General features: G+C 66.2%; 13 protein-coding genes. 3 read left to right on the top strand and 10 right to left on the bottom strand.

All coding sequences use genetic code 11. The features are described 5' to 3' along the window. Window positions 1-112 precede the first annotated feature (112 nt). From Q7I88_RS15120 to Q7I88_RS15090, 7 genes are all read right to left on the bottom strand, one after another. Window positions 113-730 carry a glutathione S-transferase family protein gene (locus tag Q7I88_RS15120; protein ID WP_305096733.1) on the bottom strand — a complete coding sequence of 206 codons (618 nt, stop codon included), beginning with the start codon at window positions 728-730 and terminating at the stop codon, window positions 113-115. 54 nt (window positions 731-784) lie between these two features. Further along, the gene (locus Q7I88_RS15115; RefSeq protein ID WP_305096732.1) at window positions 785-3514 is read right to left on the bottom strand and encodes a G8 domain-containing protein; all 2730 of its coding nucleotides are present in this window, start codon (window positions 3512-3514) and stop codon (window positions 785-787) included. Window positions 3515-3696: 182 nt separating this feature from the next. Next, window positions 3697-4143: a hypothetical protein gene (locus tag Q7I88_RS15110; RefSeq protein ID WP_305096731.1), complete on the bottom strand. Its 447-nt coding sequence runs from the start codon at window positions 4141-4143 to the stop codon at window positions 3697-3699. A gap of 72 nt (window positions 4144-4215) precedes the next feature. After that, the gene (locus Q7I88_RS15105; protein WP_369426070.1) at window positions 4216-6018 is read right to left on the bottom strand and encodes a caspase family protein; all 1803 of its coding nucleotides are present in this window, start codon (window positions 6016-6018) and stop codon (window positions 4216-4218) included. Window positions 6019-6116: 98 nt separating this feature from the next. Next, window positions 6117-6764, bottom strand: coding sequence for a hypothetical protein (locus tag Q7I88_RS15100; protein WP_305096729.1), 648 nt, complete (start codon window positions 6762-6764; stop codon window positions 6117-6119). Window position 6765: 1 nt separating this feature from the next. Next, on the bottom strand, window positions 6766-8709 hold the full coding sequence (acs, locus tag Q7I88_RS15095; RefSeq protein WP_305096728.1) for an acetate--CoA ligase: 1944 nt from the start codon (window positions 8707-8709) through the stop codon (window positions 6766-6768). Between the two features lie 48 nt (window positions 8710-8757). Then, on the bottom strand, window positions 8758-9168 hold the full coding sequence (locus Q7I88_RS15090; RefSeq protein ID WP_305096727.1) for a MarR family winged helix-turn-helix transcriptional regulator: 411 nt from the start codon (window positions 9166-9168) through the stop codon (window positions 8758-8760). A gap of 97 nt (window positions 9169-9265) precedes the next feature. Between Q7I88_RS15090 and Q7I88_RS15085 the strand changes: the two genes are divergently transcribed. The 3 genes from Q7I88_RS15085 (at window position 9266) to Q7I88_RS15075 (ending at window position 13390) form a co-directional block, all read left to right on the top strand. Continuing rightward, a complete protein-coding gene (locus Q7I88_RS15085; RefSeq protein ID WP_305096726.1) occupies window positions 9266-10126 on the top strand; it encodes a p-hydroxycinnamoyl CoA hydratase/lyase in 861 nt (286 codons plus the stop codon). A 172-nt stretch (window positions 10127-10298) separates the two neighbouring features. Further along, window positions 10299-12422: an acetate--CoA ligase family protein gene (locus Q7I88_RS15080; RefSeq protein WP_305096725.1), complete on the top strand. Its 2124-nt coding sequence runs from the start codon at window positions 10299-10301 to the stop codon at window positions 12420-12422. Between the two features lie 11 nt (window positions 12423-12433). After that, window positions 12434-13390, top strand: a complete 957-nt coding sequence (locus tag Q7I88_RS15075; RefSeq protein WP_305096724.1) for an aldo/keto reductase — start codon at window positions 12434-12436, stop codon at window positions 13388-13390. A gap of 3 nt (window positions 13391-13393) precedes the next feature. Here Q7I88_RS15075 and Q7I88_RS15070 read toward each other — a convergent pair whose 3' ends face one another. The 3 genes from Q7I88_RS15070 to Q7I88_RS15060 all read right to left on the bottom strand — a co-directional run bounded on the left by Q7I88_RS15070 (window position 13394) and on the right by Q7I88_RS15060 (window position 16619). Beyond that, on the bottom strand, window positions 13394-14155 hold the full coding sequence (locus Q7I88_RS15070; RefSeq protein WP_305096723.1) for a hypothetical protein: 762 nt from the start codon (window positions 14153-14155) through the stop codon (window positions 13394-13396). 44 nt (window positions 14156-14199) lie between these two features. Beyond that, window positions 14200-15324, bottom strand: a complete 1125-nt coding sequence (locus Q7I88_RS15065) for a serine hydrolase domain-containing protein (RefSeq protein ID WP_305096722.1) — start codon at window positions 15322-15324, stop codon at window positions 14200-14202. A gap of 110 nt (window positions 15325-15434) precedes the next feature. Next, window positions 15435-16619 (bottom strand): acyl-CoA dehydrogenase, encoded by a 1185-nt coding sequence (locus tag Q7I88_RS15060; protein ID WP_305096721.1) that lies wholly within the window; start codon window positions 16617-16619, stop codon window positions 15435-15437. Between the last annotated feature and the right edge of the window lie 31 nt (window positions 16620-16650).

Genomic DNA, 16650 nt, shown 5'->3' with positions numbered 1-16650 from the left:
CGGTGTCTCTCCCCATCTGTTCCCCGTCCCCACGGAGAATCCCCTCGGAAGACGACCATAGCCAATTCGGCGCGCGCCGCTACCCGGGCAATTGTGGCAATTGGTATCGTGCCTAGCGCGCCTTGGCCCGCTGCCAGGCCGGGCGCTCCTGCAGCCGCCGCCAATAGGCCGCGACCTTTCCGGGCAGCTCAACGTCGATGCCGGAGTGGCCGACGAGGAACAGGGCATAGCCGAGCGAGATGTCGGCGATCGTGAAGTGTTCTCCGGTCACCCACTCGCGCTCGTCGGCGAGGTGATCGTCGAGGAATGCCAGCCGCTTCGCCAGCCGCTCCCGGACAAACTGCAGGACGGGGTGGTCGGGCGCGCCCCGCCGGCGGGCGTTGTAGAGCACGCCGACCGGCACAGTCAGGTCGGATTCGCCGAAGTGGAGGAACTGCAGGTGCTCGGCATAGGCCGCCGGATCGGGCCGCGGGCCGACCGTCAGCGCCGCCGCCTGCGCATCGCCCGCCACCAGCAGCCGCCCTGTCAGGTATTGCAGGATGGCGATGGATTCGAACATCGCGATGCCATCGTCGGAGATCGCCGGGACGCACCCGGCCGGGTTGACCGCGAGGTATTCGGGCGGGACGGGGAAGGTCACCGTCTCGAGGCGGTAATCCTCGCCCAGCTCCTCCATCAGCCAGAGGACCCGCAGGGATCGCGAGTTCGGCGCGTGGTAGATGGTGATCATCGATGCGGGTCCTTCGAGCCTGTGCAGAGAGCCGCCGCCGCCTTGCGGGAACCGTCAGCCGCCGAGGCCCTCCCGGCTGACCGTGATGCTGGCCTGCAGATCGGTTGGACGGATAACGGGCCTGACCGGCGGCGCGGCGACCAGTTTGACCCAGAGATCGTCGCCGTCGCGGTAATAGGACGTCTCGTTCGCCTTGCGCAGGGCCTCCATGCTCGCCTGTTCCTTGCCGGAGGCCGCCTCGGTAAAGCCCGGAAGCTGGAACATGACCCACGAGCCGGCGTCCATTTCGGCCAGGCTGAGCGTGACTTTGGGTCTCTCGGTCTTGACCTCGATCTCGCTGCCGGCGCGCACGGTGCTCTGGTCGCCGTTGACCTTGAATTCCCTGCCGCCGCGAACGAGCGCGATGGGCGCCTGCGGAGGACGGCGGGAGAACAGCGCAGCCCGCTGGGCCTTGACGAGCGGCGTGTCGGGCGCGTTCGGGCCGATCGAGGCGATGAGGGCGAACCGGGCGGTCCGGGATTCCAGATCGACCGCGGCGGGAAATTCTCCCCTCGCGTCGGACAGGTTGAGGCGGCCGACGTCGCCCGTGCACACGGCGGCGTTCCAGCTCGGATGCATTTCGCAGGTGTCGTCGATGACGACGCTGTCGTTCTCGCCGTCGGCGAGCACGATCTGGGAATCGGGAATGCCGGTCACCGACCCGTCGACGTCGTGGATCGACAGCGTCCGGTATTCGTCTCCGCCGCGGTTGTCGTTGTCGAAGCGCTTGTCGTATTTGGGGAAATAGACCGGCTTGGCGTTGACGAACTTCGCCCCGCTGATCGTGCTTCCGGTGCTCAGCCCGGCGCTGGTGTAGAGCAGGAAGGACAGCGCGCCCGTCTTGCGCAGATCGTTGTCCCGGAAGTTCACGAACGTGGTGTTCACCACATCGTCGCGGTAGTCGTAGTATTCGTAGCCGCGGATCGGGAAGTCGGGGATCTTCGTCTTGGGCAGGCTCCGGCCGATGGCGATTTCCTCGGGCGTCGTGGGGTTGCCGATATTGTCGCTCTCCCCCACCACCAGCGAGTTCACCAGGCGCGAGCTGAACGGCAGGCTGCCGATATCGCCCGCGGCCTGGGTCATGCCGATGGCGTTGTCGGCGAGTTTCATGTTGCTGTAGACGTACATGTCGCCGCGGCCCCAGAGACCGCCGTTGCGGTTCTTGTAGGCGGTCAGGTCGACGAAGTGCGTTTCCATCACCTCGCTTTCCAGATCGGTGGGATCCTTCAGCGGGATGAGCGGAAGCGAGGCCAGCCCGAAAGTGTTGTCCTCGTCGATGTGCCGGTCGATCAGGAACCCGTCGAAGTTCGAATGCGCGGTGTTGCCCCTGAACTCGCGCAGCGGCGTGCGGCGCGGCCAGGTCCTGGCGGAAACCTCCGTACCCAGGAAGGCGCCGTTGGGGTGCTGCGGTATCGACAGCCAGAACCCGACCTGGTCGGAGCCGGCCGCGACATTGTCGATATAGGTGTTGTCCGGGTTGGTGATCCAGAACGAGGCCGCCGTGTTGTCCGACGGCAGCAGGGTGTTGCCGCCGTGGAAGCTGGCCTTCGCGTAGGCCGCGCGGTCGGCGGCGAGCGCGGGCTTCTCGCCGTTGGCGGCGAGGTTGGTGGGCACGCAGTCCAGCGTCGGATGGCACTTGGTCTGGATCGCCAGGTTGTGGACGAACCGGTTGCCGTGCTCGATGCCGTCTTCCATGAAGAAGCAGTGGCCCACCGTGTTGTAGGCGACGTTGTTCTCGACCTCGACGTCGTGGGTGCCGTGCACGGTCACGCAGCGGTTGTAGCTGTCGTGGATCGCGGCGTTCCTGATGTACATTCCGGCGCCTGCGCCGACGAGGTGGAAGTGCATCGGATAGCGGGCGAGGTGCAGGTGCTGGCCCATGCGGTTCAGCTCGATGCCCTCGGCATGGACGGTCGAGCCGGGCATGGCCATGATGTGGCCGCCGAAGTAGCTCTGCTCGGCATCGCCCGACGCCTCGACCTTGATGTTGCGCGTCAGCAGACCGACCTCGCCGCGCTCGTCGACGCCGTAGGTGACCTCGCCGAAGTGCATGTAGTCGAGCGGCTGCGCGAAGCTGAGCGTGTTGCCGTTGACCGCGGTGATGGTCCGCCGCTCGGCCTGGCGCGGGTTGAAGTCGGTCGAGGCGAGGACGATCTCGTCGCCGGCCTGCCACTCGCTCGCGTCGAGCACCTCGATCTGCCGCGCGCCCTTCTCGGCGGTGGCGGCGAGCTTGGTCCAGCTATGGCTCCGATTGCCGTGCAGCTCGAGCGTACCGTTGATCAGCATGATGCCGCGGTCGCCCATGGTGTTGATGTCTTCGCCGGGCACGGTGTCGGTCAGGGTGATCGTCGCCTTGTGGGCGAAGGGCCTGGCCTCGGTGCCGATCTGCAGCGCGCCGCCGGGCAGGTAGATCCAGTCGGTGGCGAGCGACAAGTCGCGGGTGTCGGCGAAGGTCAGCTTGCCCTGCACGGTCACGCTGCGCAGCGCCGGGGGGCTGACGTCGAGGACGACCTCGGTGCCGCGCGGGATGGTCACCGCCTCGCCGGCGGCGGGCACCTTGCCCGAGGGCCATGCCGCGGGGTCCGACCACTTGACCGTCCGCGCAATCGCACCCGGGGTGGGCGCGTCCATCGCCATCTTGGCGTGATCGGCGTGATCCTGCGCGGCGGCGCCCGCACCCGCGGCGAGCAGCATGCAGGCCGCAGCGAGGCGTGTGTATCGGACCAGCCGAGACTGTTTGCGCATGACCAGTTTTCCCTCTCCGGACGACGAGTCCCGCTATGCCCTGTTTGCGAAGCATTTTGCAACGGTCAAACGCCTTGGGCGGGCGGTGGGGAGGGTCTTCGAAGGTCATGCTCGCCGCCGGGTGCGCCGCGCCGCCGGGGCCCGGGGGGTGGCGCCGGGCGCCGGCGGCGGACGGGCCGGACTTATGTCACCATCCGCGCGACAGGCAGTCGCTCCTCTCCGGCCCCGCGCGGCTGCCGGACGTGGTGCAGCAGCGCGCCGTTCGCCGCGTGGCGCCAGGCGCCGCGGTAGCGGCCGCGGAACATGACCAGGTGGACGAGCGGGTTACAGCCCAGAAAATCGCGCGGCGGAGCTGTTACCTTCCGCGAGGGCATCCCGAGCGCCGCGTCCCACGCCGCCGCGAAGCTCTCGGCGCCGGGGAGGGCGCGCAGGCGATAGGCGCTCTTGCGGCTCATCCCCACGGCCTCGCACGCCCCGATCACCGAGCCGGTCTCGGCCAGCAGCCCGAGGAAATCGGCCTGCCGCTCGATGGTCCAGCCATCGCGGCGGGTGCGGACCGGGACGGGGTAGAAGGCGGGCACGCGCAGGCGGCGGTAGGGGCGGCGCGGGGAAGGCGAGGCGGGCGTCATCCGGCAGGATGAAGCAGATTTGGGGGTGTGTAGGAAAGTTGTTTTCGTAGACCCTGATGATGGCCAAGTCTGCTAATGTTGCTCAGGAATATTTCTATTGCCTTCGATTAGCAAAGGCACGGGCAAGAGGAACCAAGGCGAGCGGTCCGGAAATAGGAGGCTTGCTAACAACGCGGCCAACCTCGGCCCGCCATCCTCCGGCGATGGGAAATTCGGCCAAACGGACTCAAGATCAGAGACGCTCCAAACATCATGACCCACTTGAAACACTGCATTCCTGCCGCCGGGAATTTGTTCGGCACCGAACTCAGTGTAATCCTCCGGAAGATAGGCGTTCAGGGCCAGATGATCGAGTTGATCCAATGCGGCGTCGAATTCGTCGGTTAGATCAAAGAGTCGCGATGCGCGTAGCAAGGCAAGCACTAGCTCAGTGGGCTGTGCCACCATTTCCGTGCTAGGTTTTAGCTGCCCATTATAGCGCGCGACGAGATAACCGAGAACTTTCGAAGGATCGATATCCCCGCGCGCGACGCGTCCGCCGCAATTCACACTCGATGAAAACATGTGCCCGAGCAACTGTTCGCCTTCCTCATTAAGGCCAACACGAGCTAGCGCCGTTAGCGCAGAGATTACGTAAGGCGACTGGCTGTCGCTCATTGCCACGAGAGAGAGCGAGTAGGTCTTTGAGATACGAGCGAATAGTTCGGCCAACTTCGTCGCGGCTATCCCAGAATCCCTTTCAAGCGCCAGCCGCGAGTGCACGGTAAAACCGGCCCAGCCAAGCAACTTTGTTAGTCTGATCGGGAGGTAATAGAGATCGCCCATTCCCCCCGTCACCAAAGCGTATTCGTATTTCTTGATTGCCTCTACAACGTGGTCAATTGCGTCCTCAACAAGAACCGAAATCTCAGTACATTCCGACTCTAGATGTGCTGCTATTCGGGCGTCGGCGGCAAATGGCAGCATCGCTACTGAGCATGCAGCTTTGACTTCGACTCGGCGAAAGCGGTCCCGTGAGTCATCGGCCTGCGCACTGCAAGCCTCACTGATCCGGTGCGCCATGTTTATCAGTGCGGCGGGATCGGTCCGGACCTCGCCCAACAAGGACGCAACACGGTCGACGAAAACGCGAGCGTTCCAACGATTGGGAATTGTTATGTATGGCTCCCATAGTTGCCGCAGACTCGCCCGAATGGCGGGAGCCGTCCCGACATCCGGCCAACCCGCGAGAACACTTCGCAGCGGCGCGTTTCCATTTTGTGCGTGGGGGTTCCGACAGAAGCTCGACGGACCATAGAGATTGAGGCCCCAAACGACGGGCGTTTGCTGTTCGACGGCACTGACTCGCTCTGAGACCGCCCTTCCAATTTCTACAAGGTCCAATGCAGGATTGCTGTCTTGAATGAAGGTGTCGCCGCGAATGCAATCGAGCAGTGCGGTGGTGCCAATGCCGTGCCCCCCTACTTCGGTGGCAACTTCATTGGATGCCGCCGTTGCAAGCAGGGTGAGTCCTGGCGATCCAAATTCGCCCATCACCTCCGATTTCAGAATGACATTGAGGTCCGAAATCAGTGCACCCGACTGGCAGGCGTCGATGAAGAGATAGGTCTGCTTAGGCGCGGCTTCCGCAATCATGCGGAATAGGTCTGCAAGCGGAAGCGCGGTGGCAGACAAGGCCTCCAATCGTGAATCCCGGGTGGCCATGTAGAAACTGCCCGCACTCACTGCACCGTGTCCTGCGAACGCAATCGTTAAAGTGTCCAAGGGCTCTTCACTGAACAGCACGGTCGTGAGCGCGTCACGGACCTCAAGCAGGGTTGGTGACAACAACAAACCAGAGCGAGCTTGATCATAGTCGCCGATCTGCGGCTCCATGAGCGTTTCAAAGATAACTTTTGCGTCAGTCTCAGCGCCGGTTAGCACCGGCAAGAGATCGTATGTGTCACAACCAATCGCTAGTAGGGCTCTGCCGCTCACGACGGGACTCGCTTAAATTTCGCTTTACGATCGGCTTCTCGTTCCAACGCCGCTTGGATTTTCTCAGCTTTGACCCGTTCGATCTCAGCCTCAAGTTCAGCAGGCACATTTTCGAGTTCTTTAGTGATGCGTTCGAACGTTTCGGGACCCACATGGATCTGCGGCATGCTGACGGTCCCGTCACGATCAACGCCGAGCTCGATCTTCTTCAACATTTCCAACATCGACTGCGCGAACGAGCCAGCATCTCGCGCATCGACGACGTTTCCAACCTTTTCGGCGGCTGCCCCAACCGCACCATAAATGCTTTGGGCAAACTGCCTTTGCATTTCCTCATTCATGGGGAGGATGGTGCGAGCGATTAAACCGAGGTCGTTTTCCGCAATGTCCTTGAAGGGAATGACCCACTCTGCTGAAATCGTATGCATTGTAATATCGGGGTCCGGTTCCCTCGCAGCATGCTCCCAATTTGCGCCGTGGTTCAGGCGAAGGACGTTGTGCTCGTTCATAAACGTCAGTCGCGACTTTTCTTGCATCTTACCGACGAGGACAGCGATGGATTTTTCGATGGCCTCCTCAGCCTCGCTGTTCTCGAAGCAATAACATCTGGGATCGTCTTCGGGAGACGCAGCAGAGTTCGACATTTCAGCCCCCCGGCCGCCCCTTCACCAAATCCTCCACAACCCCCGGGTCCGCGAGGGTGCTGGTATCGCCCAAATTCCCGACGTCGTTCTCCGCAATCTTGCGCAGAATGCGCCGCATGATCTTGCCCGAGCGGGTCTTGGGCAGCGAGGGGGCGAACTGGATGACGTCGGGGGTGGCGATGGGGCCGATTTCCTTGCGGACCCACTGGACCAGCTCCCGGCGCAGGTCCTCGGTGTCCTCGACGCCCTCCATCGTGGTGACGTAGGCGTAGATGCCCTGGCCCTTCACGTCGTGCGGCATGCCGACCACGGCGGCTTCGGAGACCGCGTCGTGCTCGACCAGCGCGCTTTCGACCTCGGCGGTGCCCATGCGGTGGCCGGAGACGTTGATGACGTCGTCGATCCGCCCGGTGATCCAGTAGTAGCCGTCGGCGTCGCGGCGGCAGCCGTCGCCGGTGAAGTAGTATCCCGGGTACTGGCTGAAGTAGGTCTGGAAGAAGCGCTCGTGGTCGCCGTAGACGGTGCGCATCTGGCCGGGCCAGGAGTCGGTGATGACCAGCGCGCCTTCGGCGGCGCCTTCGAGCAGGTGGCCGTCGGCCGGATCGACCAGCGCGGGCTGGACGCCGAACATCGGCTTCGTCGCGCTGCCGGGCTTGAGCGGGGTGGCGCCGGGCAGGGGGGTGATCATGTGCCCGCCGGTCTCGGTCTGCCACCAGGTGTCGACGATCGGGCAGCGGCCGTCGCCCACGACGTTGTAGTACCACTCCCACGCCTCGGGATTGATCGGCTCGCCGACGCTGCCGAGCAGGCGCAGGCTCTGGCGGCTGGTCTTGTTCACCCACGCGTCGCCCTCGCGCATCAGCGCGCGCAGCGCGGTGGGGGCGGCGTAGAAGGTGGCGACCCGGTACTTGTCGACGATCTGCCAGAAGCGGCTGAAGTCGGGGTAGTTGGGCACGCCTTCGAACATCAGCGTCGTCGCCCCGTTGGCCAGCGGGCCGTAGACGACATAGCTGTGCCCGGTGACCCAGCCGATGTCGGCGGCGCACCAGAACACCTCGCCGGGGCGGTAATCGAAGGTGTATTCGTGAGTCATCGCCACCCACACGCCGTAGCCGCCGGTGGTGTGGAGCACGCCCTTGGGCTGGCCGGTGCTGCCGCTGGTATAGAGGATGAACAGCGGGTCCTCGGCGTTCATCTCCTCCGGCTCGCACTCGGCGCCCTGGCCGGCGACGTAGTCCGCCCAATCGACGTCGCGGCCCTCGGCCATCGGCACATCGGCGCCGGTGCGGCGCAGCATGACCACGCGGCGGACCGCGGCCTTTTCGCAGGCGGCGTCGACATTGGCCTTGAGCGGGATGGTCTTGCCGCCGCGCAGGCCCTCGTCGGCGGTGAGGACGATGTCGCTCGCGCAGTCTGAGATGCGCCCGGCGAGCGCGTCGGGGCTGAAGCCGGCGAAGACGATCGAGTGCACCGCGCCGATCCGCGCGCAGGCGAGCATGGCGACGGCCGCCTCGGGCACCATCGGCAGGTAGATCGTCACCCGGTCGCCGCGCTTCACGCCGTCGGCGCGCAGGGCGTTGGCGAAGGTGCAGACGTCGCGGTGCAGTTCGCCGTAGGTGATGGTGCGGCCGGGCTGCGAAGGATCGTCGGGCTCCCACAGGATCGCGGTGTCGTCCGCCTTTGCGGGCAGGTGGCGGTCGAGGCAGTTGGCGGCGAGGTTGAGCGTGCCGTCCTCGAACCAGCGGATGCGGAAGTCGTCCTTGTCGAACGAGGTGTCCTTGACCTTGGAGAACGGCCTGATCCAGTCGAGCCGCTGCGCCTCGCCGCGCCAGAAGTCGTCCGGGTCCGCCACCGAGGCGCGGTACTTCACCGCGTATTCGTCGGCGCCGATCAGGGCGTTCTCGGCCCACCACTGGGGGACGGGGTGGACGGCATGCTCGTGCATTCGCGGGCTCCTCTCTCGCTCGGCGGGGAGACTAGAGAAGCGCGGCGCCTAGCGCCAGATGGCGTTGAGCGCGGGGAGCAGGTGGGGGCGGTGGTCTTCGGGCACGCGGGCGATCAGCTCGGCTTCGAACGCTTCGACCACGCTGCGCGCCGCGGCGAGCTGGCGGCGGCCCTTGGCGGTCAGCTCGAGCCCCATCGACTTGCCGTCGATCGCCTCGCGCTCGATCAGTCCGGCGTCTTCGAGGCGCTTGAGCAGCGGGACCATGTTGGCGCGCTGGATGTCGAGCTGGCGGCCAATGGCGCTGGCGATGGCGCCGGGATTGGCCTCGACCAGCAGCAGCAGCGAAACGTCCGACTGGCGCAAGTCCAACGGGGCAAGCCGCGCGGCCAGCTCCGCCCCGGTGGCGTTCGCGGCCCGGCGCAGCGCGTAGCCGGGGAGGGAGGCGAGCGGGTCTTCCATAAGAATGCTATTGCCGATAACAAAGCAGATGGCTATCGGCAATAGCAATTGCGATAAGCGCCTACCTGCGATTCGCGCGATTTGGAGAAAATACATCATGGCGATGCCGAGCCAACCCGATCCCCGCCCCGAGGAAGAAACCGTCCGCTACGACATCGTCGAGGGCGTCGCCTGGGTCTATTTCAACCGTCCCGACAAGCGCAACTGCATGAGCCCCAAACTCAACCGGCAGATGCTCAAGGTGCTGACCGAGCTCGAGTTCCGCGACGACGTGCAGGTGCTCGTGCTCAGCGGCGAGGGCAGTTCGTGGTCGGCGGGCATGGACCTGCTCGAATACTTCCGCATGACCGAGGCCGAGGGCCTCCACGCCATCCGCAAGTCGCAGCGCGAAGCCTATTCGTGGTGGGAGCGGCTGCGCTGGTACGAGAAGCCGACCGTGGCGATGATCAACGGCTGGTGCTTCGGCGGCGCCTATGGCCCGCTGTTCGCCTGCGACCTCGCCTTCTGCTCCGACGATGCGCAGTTCGGCCTGTCGGAAATCAACTGGGCGATCCTGCCCGGCGGCGGCGCCTCGAAGGTCGCGGCCGAGCTGATGGGCTTCCGCGACGCGATGTACCACGCGATGATGGGCGAGAACTTGACCGGCAAGCAGGCCGCCGAGAAGGGCATGGTCAACGAATCGCTCCCCGCCGACAAGCTCAAGGACCGCGTCCAGGAAGTCGCCGACGTGCTCAAGAAGAAGGACAGCCAGGCGCTGCGCGCGACCAAGTGGGCGGTGCGCCGGGTGCGCGAGATGACCTACGACAATGCCGAGGACTACCTGATCCGCGCGCAGGAGGCGCTCAACCAGTTCGGCGGGCTCGAGGCGCGCAAGGAAGCGACCAAGCAGTTCCTTGACGAAAAGAGCTTCAAGCCCGGCCTCGGAGCGTTCGACAAGAGCAAGCTGCAGGACAACTAGGGGGCGAACCCGGAATCCTCGTCATTCCCGCGAAGGCGGGAATCCGGTCCGGCCGCGCGACGCCGCGCTGGATCCCCGCGCTCTGCCTCCGGCAGTGCTTCGCAACCGCGGGGATGACGAGCGAGGGAATGCTGGCTAGGAATTCGCGCTGCTTCCGGAGAGAGATTTCCCAATGACCGACACCCGCCGCTTCACCAACGCGCAGATCGACCGGTTGCTGCGGCCCCGGTCCGTGGCCGTGATCGGCGCTTCCGACCGCCACGGGGCGCTCGGCGCGACGCTGCTCAACAATCTCGTCCAGTACGAGTTCGACGGCGAGATTTACCCGGTCAATCCCAAGCGCGACGAGCTGCAGGGGCTCAAGGTCTATCATTCGGTCGACGAATTGCCCGAAGGCGTCGACTGCGCCGTCCTGGCCATTCCGCGCCCGTTCGTGATCGACACCGTGCGCGGCCTCGCCGCCAAGGGTTGCGGCGCGGTGGTGATCTACTCGGCCGGCTTCTCCGAGGCCGGCGAGGAAGGGATGAAGGACCAGCTCGAGCTCGGCCGCATCGCCGCCGAGCACGGCATGGTCATCGAGGGGCCGAACTGCCTCGGCTGCACCAACTACGTCGCCCGGGTTCCGCTGACCTTCGTCGAGACCAACATGCAGACCCCGCCCAAGGGGACGCGCGCGGTCGGCATCGCCAGCCAGTCGGGCGCGCTCGCGGCGGTGCTGGCGACCGCGCTGCATCCGCGCGGTCTCTACGTCTCGACCTCGGTATCGACCGGCAACGAAGCGGCCTCGGGCGTCGAGGACTATGTCGAGTGGCTGGTCGACGACGAGGACACCCACGTCATCGCCATGTATGTCGAGAGCCTGCGCCGCCCCAAGGCCTTCGTCGCCGCCGCGCGGCGTGCGCGCAAAGCCGGCAAGCCGATCGTCATGCTGCACCCGGGCAAGAGCAACAAGGCGCAGGAATCCGCCGCCACCCACACCGGGGCGATGGCCGGCGACTATCAGCTGATGAAGGCCAAGCTGGCGCGCGAAGGCGTGATCTTCGCCGATACGCTGGAGGAACTGGCCGACATCACCGAGATCGCCCTGCGCTGCAAGGCGCTGCCGGGCGCCAACATGGTGGTGCTGGGCGAGAGCGGCGCGCTGCGCGGCCTCGCCTTCGATCTCGCCGAGGACATTGGTCTCGACCTGCTCCACCTGGACGACGACAATTCGCCCGTGCTGCGCGGCATCCTGCCCGACTTCGTCCCCGTCTCGAACCCGACCGACATCACCGCGCTGGGCCTGTCGGAGCCGGAGATCTACACCAAGGTGCTGACCGCGCTGCTCGAGGACGAACGGGTCGGCTGCGTGGTCGCCTCAATCATCCAGTCGGATCCGATCACCTCGAAGATCAAGTTCCCGGCGATCATCAAGGTGCTCGAAGACGGGACCTTTTCCAAGCCGCTGGTCTTCGCCGGCGTCGACGAGGGCGCGAACGTGCCCAAGGAATACATCGAGGGGCTGCACGATGTGGGCATCCCGTGGTTCCCGAGCACCGAGCGCGCCTATCGCGCCATCGCTCGCCTCGCCGATCTCGCCAAGCGCGACCTGACCGACCGCTCGGGCGAACCGCTCGTGATCGAGGGGCTGGAGACGGTCTCGGGCGTGGTCCCGGAGTACAAGGCCAAGGCCTTGCTCGGGCCGCTCGGCATCGCCTTTCCCGAAAGCCGCTTCGCCGGGAACGAGGAAGATGCCGTGGCCGCCGCCGAAGCCATTGGCTATCCGGTGGTGATGAAGGCGCAGGCCGCTGCGCTCGGCCACAAGTCGGACGCGGGCGGGGTTATTCTCAACCTGAAGACGGCCGACGAGGTACGCGCCGCCTTTATCCGCATGTACCAGAACGTCGCCAATTACGACGAGAGCATCGCGCTCGACGGCGTGCTCATCGAGAAGATGGGCAAGATGGGCACCGAGATGATCGTTGGCGCCAAATCGGACCCCGAATGGGGCCCCGTCGTGCTCGCCGGCTTCGGCGGGGTGACCGCGGAAATCCTCAAGGACGTCAAGCTGTTCACCCCCGACCTCGGCGTCGAACAGGTCAAGGCAGGACTGCTCGAACTCAAGCAGGCGCCGATCCTCAAGGGTTGGCGCGGCGCCCCGGCGCTCGACGTCGATGCCCTGGCCGAGCTGATCGTCCAGATCGGCCGGGTGATGACCGGCAATCCGCGCATTCGCGAGATCGACCTCAACCCGGTGATCATCCACCCCAAGGGAGAAGGCGTCGCCGCGCTCGACGCGCTGATGCTGGTGGAGTGACCGGCTAGCCGATGCAAACCGTCCGTCTTGGCCGCACCGAAGCCCGGGTCTCCGTAGCGGGGTTGGGCTGCGGCGGCCACAGCCGGCTCGGCATGGCGCGCGGGGCGAGCAGCGACGAGGCGGCCGATATCGTCCGGCGGGCGATCGACCTCGGCGTGACCTTCATCGACACCGCGCACAGCTATGGCACCGAGGAGGCGGTCGGGCTGGGGATTGCCGGGCATGACCGCAGCAAGCTGTTCCTCTCGACCAAGTCGTCGGTCGGCCGGGGACAGTCGCAGGACAACCCGGACTATCTCCGCCCCGCCGAGTTCACCGCCAGCCTCGAAGAAAGCCTGCGCAAGCTCGGCACCGACTATGTCGACCTGTTCCACCTCCACGGTGTATCGGCAGAGCAGCTCCCTTATGCCCGCGAGGTGATCGTCCCCGAGCTGCGCCGCCAGCAGGAGCTGGGCAAAGTGCGCTTCGTCGGCGTGACCGAAGTGTTCCGCTACGACACCGGCCATGCGATGCTGCAGCAGGCGGTGCCGACGGACGATTTCGACGTGGTCATGACCGGTTTCAACATCCTCAACCCCGGTGCACGCCGCACGGTCTTTCCGCTGACCATCGCCCACGACATCGGCACGCTGATCATGTTCGCCGTGCGCCGCGGGCTCAATTCGGTGGCCAACGCCGCCGAGGCGGTGGCCGAGCTGGTCGAACGCGGCGAGATCGATCCGGAGCTGGTCGACCGGCAAGACCCGCTCGGGTTCCTGCGCGCCGCACCGGGCGTGAAGAGCCAGGTCGAGGCGGCATATCGCTTCTGCCGCCACGAACCCGGCGCGCACGTCGTGCTCACCGGCACCGGCAGCGCGGCGCACCTCGAGGAAAACATCGCCGCGATCCTCGCCGCGTCGCTGCCGTCCGAACTGCTCGGCCGCCTCGATGCGATCTTCGGCGCGGTTACCAGTGCCTCGGGCGAATAGCCCTCAGTACTCGAAGCGGTTGCGCTGGATGTCGTAGGAAATCAGGATCCGGACCTGCGCGCCGACCTGGTACTGGCCGCCGATCATCGGCGGACGGACGCGGAACTGCCAGGCGGCGGAGAGCACCGCCCGGCCCATTCCCGATCCGGCCGGGGACTCGGTGTCGAGCACGCAATCGTCGACGCGGAAATCGGGGACCGTGCGGCACTCGATGATCGCATACCCCGCCGTCGCGGTTGACAGGTAGCCGAGAAGCTCCTTGTCGGTCGGGCGGCGGTACCATGTCGCTGCATAGAGCGGCTGGCCGTTGGCCGCGGTCCCGACTCGCTGCGAATCCGCCTGCCGGTTGGGAGCGGCGGGGCCGTAAAGCTTGGCGCCCGGAGGCGGCGCGGTGATCGGGCGCGGCCCGATCGGCCGCTCGGGCTGGACCACGGGGGCCGGCGTCGGATTGACCGGGATGACCGCGGCGGGCGCCGGAGTGGGCTGCGCCGCCGGCGGGGTTATGGGTTGCGGCTGGATGCGCGGCTGCGTCGCCGGGCGCGGCGAGGGTTCGGGATTCGGTGCCGGCTTGCTGTAGTCCTTGGCGTCGAAAGAGACGATGTTCTGTAGCGTCGTCGTCGTCATCGAAATGCCGCTGCCCAGCGTCAACAACGCCAGCAGCAGCACCGCCTCGATCGCCAGCGTAACGGTGACGCCGGCAATGCGGCGACCACGGTCGGTCTGGATGAGGGAGGCAATCCGGTCCGGCAGCACGGCGCCGCCCATACACAAGGTAGATGAACGGCGCGAGTACCGGGTTGGGCGAACCCCTAGGGGGCGAAAATGTCGGCCAGTTCCGCGCTCGGGGCGAGCACGTCGCCCGGGCTGGTCATGCAATTGCCGGCCAGTGCGATCGATAGGCCCTGCTCCGGATAGACGACGAGCGAGGCCCGCCCGCCGGGCGTGGCGCCGGCGTGGTGCCAGCGCGGGCGGCCCGCGGCGTCTTCGTCGACGCGCCAACCCAGACCGAGCGGCGGGCTCTTGTCGCTCGCGGCGGTCAGCGGGGTGAACAGCAGCGCCCGCTCGGCCGGGGTGATGCGGCTGGCCGGGCCATCGAGCAGCGCGGCGCCGAAGCGCGCGAGGTCTGGCATGCTCATCACGAACCCGGCCCCGGCCCAGCAGAACGCGGGGTTGAGCGCAGGGGCGTTGGCCCAGTCGCCCTCGGCGTCGGCAAAACCGGCGCCGGGAAACTGGGCCTGCAGCATGCTCCGCTCCTGCGCCGCAACATAGCCGCGTACCCGGCCCGGCACCACCAAGCCGGGCCGGTCGGGCTTGAGCGAGGGCACGGCGAAACAGGCGCCGACCTCGCTTTCGACGATGTCGAGAAACGGCTGGTTCGCCGCCTTCTCGATCACCAGCGAGGCAAGCGTGTATCCCCACGACGAATAGCTCACCTCTTTGCCGATCGGGCCCACGAGCTCGTCGCCGATGAAAGCGTCGAGGATCGCGGCGTTGTCCCACCTCGCGCGGGTGAAGATCGGACCGCCCGGCTGGTGGGGATCGAGGTCCTTGGGCAGGTAATGGCGCACACCGCCGCGGTGCGTCAGCAAGTGCAGCAGCGTGGTCGCGCGGTGGTGTGGCGGCAGGTCGGGCCACCAGTAGGATATCGGCGTTTCGAGATCGAGCAGGCCGCGCGAGATGAGCCTGGCGGCGGCAGTCGCGGTTATGACCTTGCTGACCGAACCGATGCGGAAGCTGTGTTCGGAGCGTGCAGCAATGCCGAGCTCGAGGTCGGCGCTGCCAAGGGCGGCGGACCAGTCCACGCCGCCGGGAGTGGCGACGGCACAGCTCAGCGCGGGCGCTGGCTGCGCCCGGTGAAAGGCGGCGGCCCAGGCATCTGCCGCCGCGGCCCGCGTCGAACAGACATCGGCTTCGCGCTCGCGTCGGCGGAACACCATCGACCCCTTGCTGTATTAGCCCAGCAACACAGTCTCATGCCGAGCGGAGGCGGTCAAGTCCGCACCAGCCCTGATCGGCGCGCCGCCCGGCGCGTGCGAGCCGCCTGTCAAAAGGCCGGTATGCCGGTAATCCCGCGGCCGAGGATCAGCGCATGGACGTCGTGCGTGCCCTCGTAGGTGTTCACCGTCTCGAGGTTCAGCATGTGGCGGATGACCTGGTATTCCTCCGAAATACCGTTGCCGCCGTGCATGTCGCGCGCGGCGCGGGCGATATCGAGCGCCTTGCCGACGTTGTTGCGCTTGACGACGCTGATCATCTCGGGGGCGAAGCGGCCTTCGTCCATCAACCGCCCGACGCGCAGGGAGGCTTGCAGGCCGAGCGCAATCTCGGTCGCCATGTCGGCGAGCTTCTTCTGGAAGAGCTGGGTGGCGGCGAGCGGCTTGCCGAACTGCTTGCGGTCGAGGCCGTATTGGCGCGCCGCGGCGTAGCAGAACTCGGCCGCGCCCATGCTGCCCCAGCTGATGCCGTAGCGGGCCCGGTTGAGGCAGCCGAACGGCCCCTTGATGCCTTCGACACCCGGCAGCAGCGCGTCGGCGCCGAGTTTGACGTCGTCCATCACGATCATGCCGGTGGTCGAGGCCCGCAGGCTGAGCTTGCCCTCGATCTTCGGCGCGGAAAGCCCGGCCATGCCCTTTTCGAGCACGAAGCCGCGAACCTTGCCGCCGTGCGCCTCGGACTTGGCCCAGACCACGAAGACGTCGGCGAAAGGGCTGTTGCTGATCCAGGTCTTCGATCCCGACACGCGGTATCCGTCGCCGTCCTGCTTGGCCACGGTGCGCATGCCCGCGGGGTCGGACCCGGCATCGGGCTCGGTCAGGCCGAAGCAGCCGATCAGCTTGCCGCTGGCGAGGCCGGGGAGGTACTTTGCGCGCTGAGCGTCCGAGCCGTAGGCGTGGATCGGGTACATCACGAGGCTCGACTGCACCGAGGCCATCGAGCGGTAGCCGGAATCGACCCGCTCGATCTCGCGCGCGACGAGACCGTAGGCGACGTAGCTTGCGCCAGCGCCGCCGAACTCTTCCGGAATGGTGACGCCGAGCAAGCCGGCTGCGCCCATCAGCGGGAACAGTTCGGGCGCGTCGACTTCGTCGGCAAAGGCCGCAATCACGCGCGGCTGAAGCGTATCCTGCGCGAAGCCGCGGGCGGCGTCGCGCACCATGCGCTCTTCTTCGGTCAGCTGGTCGTCGAGGTTGAACGGATCGGCCCAGTCGAAGGGCACCATGTCGGCCATTGCAGGTAGTCTCCTTTGAAACCGCCTCTAG

Source organism: Croceibacterium aestuarii, assembly GCF_030657335.1.
GTDB classification, from domain to species: domain Bacteria; phylum Pseudomonadota; class Alphaproteobacteria; order Sphingomonadales; family Sphingomonadaceae; genus Croceibacterium_B; species Croceibacterium_B aestuarii.
Note: the sequence above shows the minus strand (reverse complement) of the source record. Positions and strands in the feature narration are given on the sequence as shown.

Coding starts and splice junctions, on each gene's coding strand:
- Q7I88_RS15120 (WP_305096733.1), bottom strand. CDS start 730: ATGATCACCATCTACCACGCGCCGAACTCGCGATCCCTGCGGGTCCTC.
- Q7I88_RS15115 (WP_305096732.1), bottom strand. CDS start 3,514: ATGCGCAAACAGTCTCGGCTGGTCCGATACACACGCCTCGCTGCGGCC.
- Q7I88_RS15110 (WP_305096731.1), bottom strand. CDS start 4,143: ATGACGCCCGCCTCGCCTTCCCCGCGCCGCCCCTACCGCCGCCTGCGC.
- Q7I88_RS15105 (WP_369426070.1), bottom strand. CDS start 6,018: ATGGAGCCGCAGATCGGCGACTATGATCAAGCTCGCTCTGGTTTGTTG.
- Q7I88_RS15100 (WP_305096729.1), bottom strand. CDS start 6,764: ATGTCGAACTCTGCTGCGTCTCCCGAAGACGATCCCAGATGTTATTGC.
- acs (WP_305096728.1), bottom strand. CDS start 8,709: ATGCACGAGCATGCCGTCCACCCCGTCCCCCAGTGGTGGGCCGAGAAC.
- Q7I88_RS15090 (WP_305096727.1), bottom strand. CDS start 9,168: ATGGAAGACCCGCTCGCCTCCCTCCCCGGCTACGCGCTGCGCCGGGCC.
- Q7I88_RS15085 (WP_305096726.1), top strand. CDS start 9,266: ATGGCGATGCCGAGCCAACCCGATCCCCGCCCCGAGGAAGAAACCGTC.
- Q7I88_RS15080 (WP_305096725.1), top strand. CDS start 10,299: ATGACCGACACCCGCCGCTTCACCAACGCGCAGATCGACCGGTTGCTG.
- Q7I88_RS15075 (WP_305096724.1), top strand. CDS start 12,434: ATGCAAACCGTCCGTCTTGGCCGCACCGAAGCCCGGGTCTCCGTAGCG.
- Q7I88_RS15070 (WP_305096723.1), bottom strand. CDS start 14,155: ATGGGCGGCGCCGTGCTGCCGGACCGGATTGCCTCCCTCATCCAGACC.
- Q7I88_RS15060 (WP_305096721.1), bottom strand. CDS start 16,619: ATGGCCGACATGGTGCCCTTCGACTGGGCCGATCCGTTCAACCTCGAC.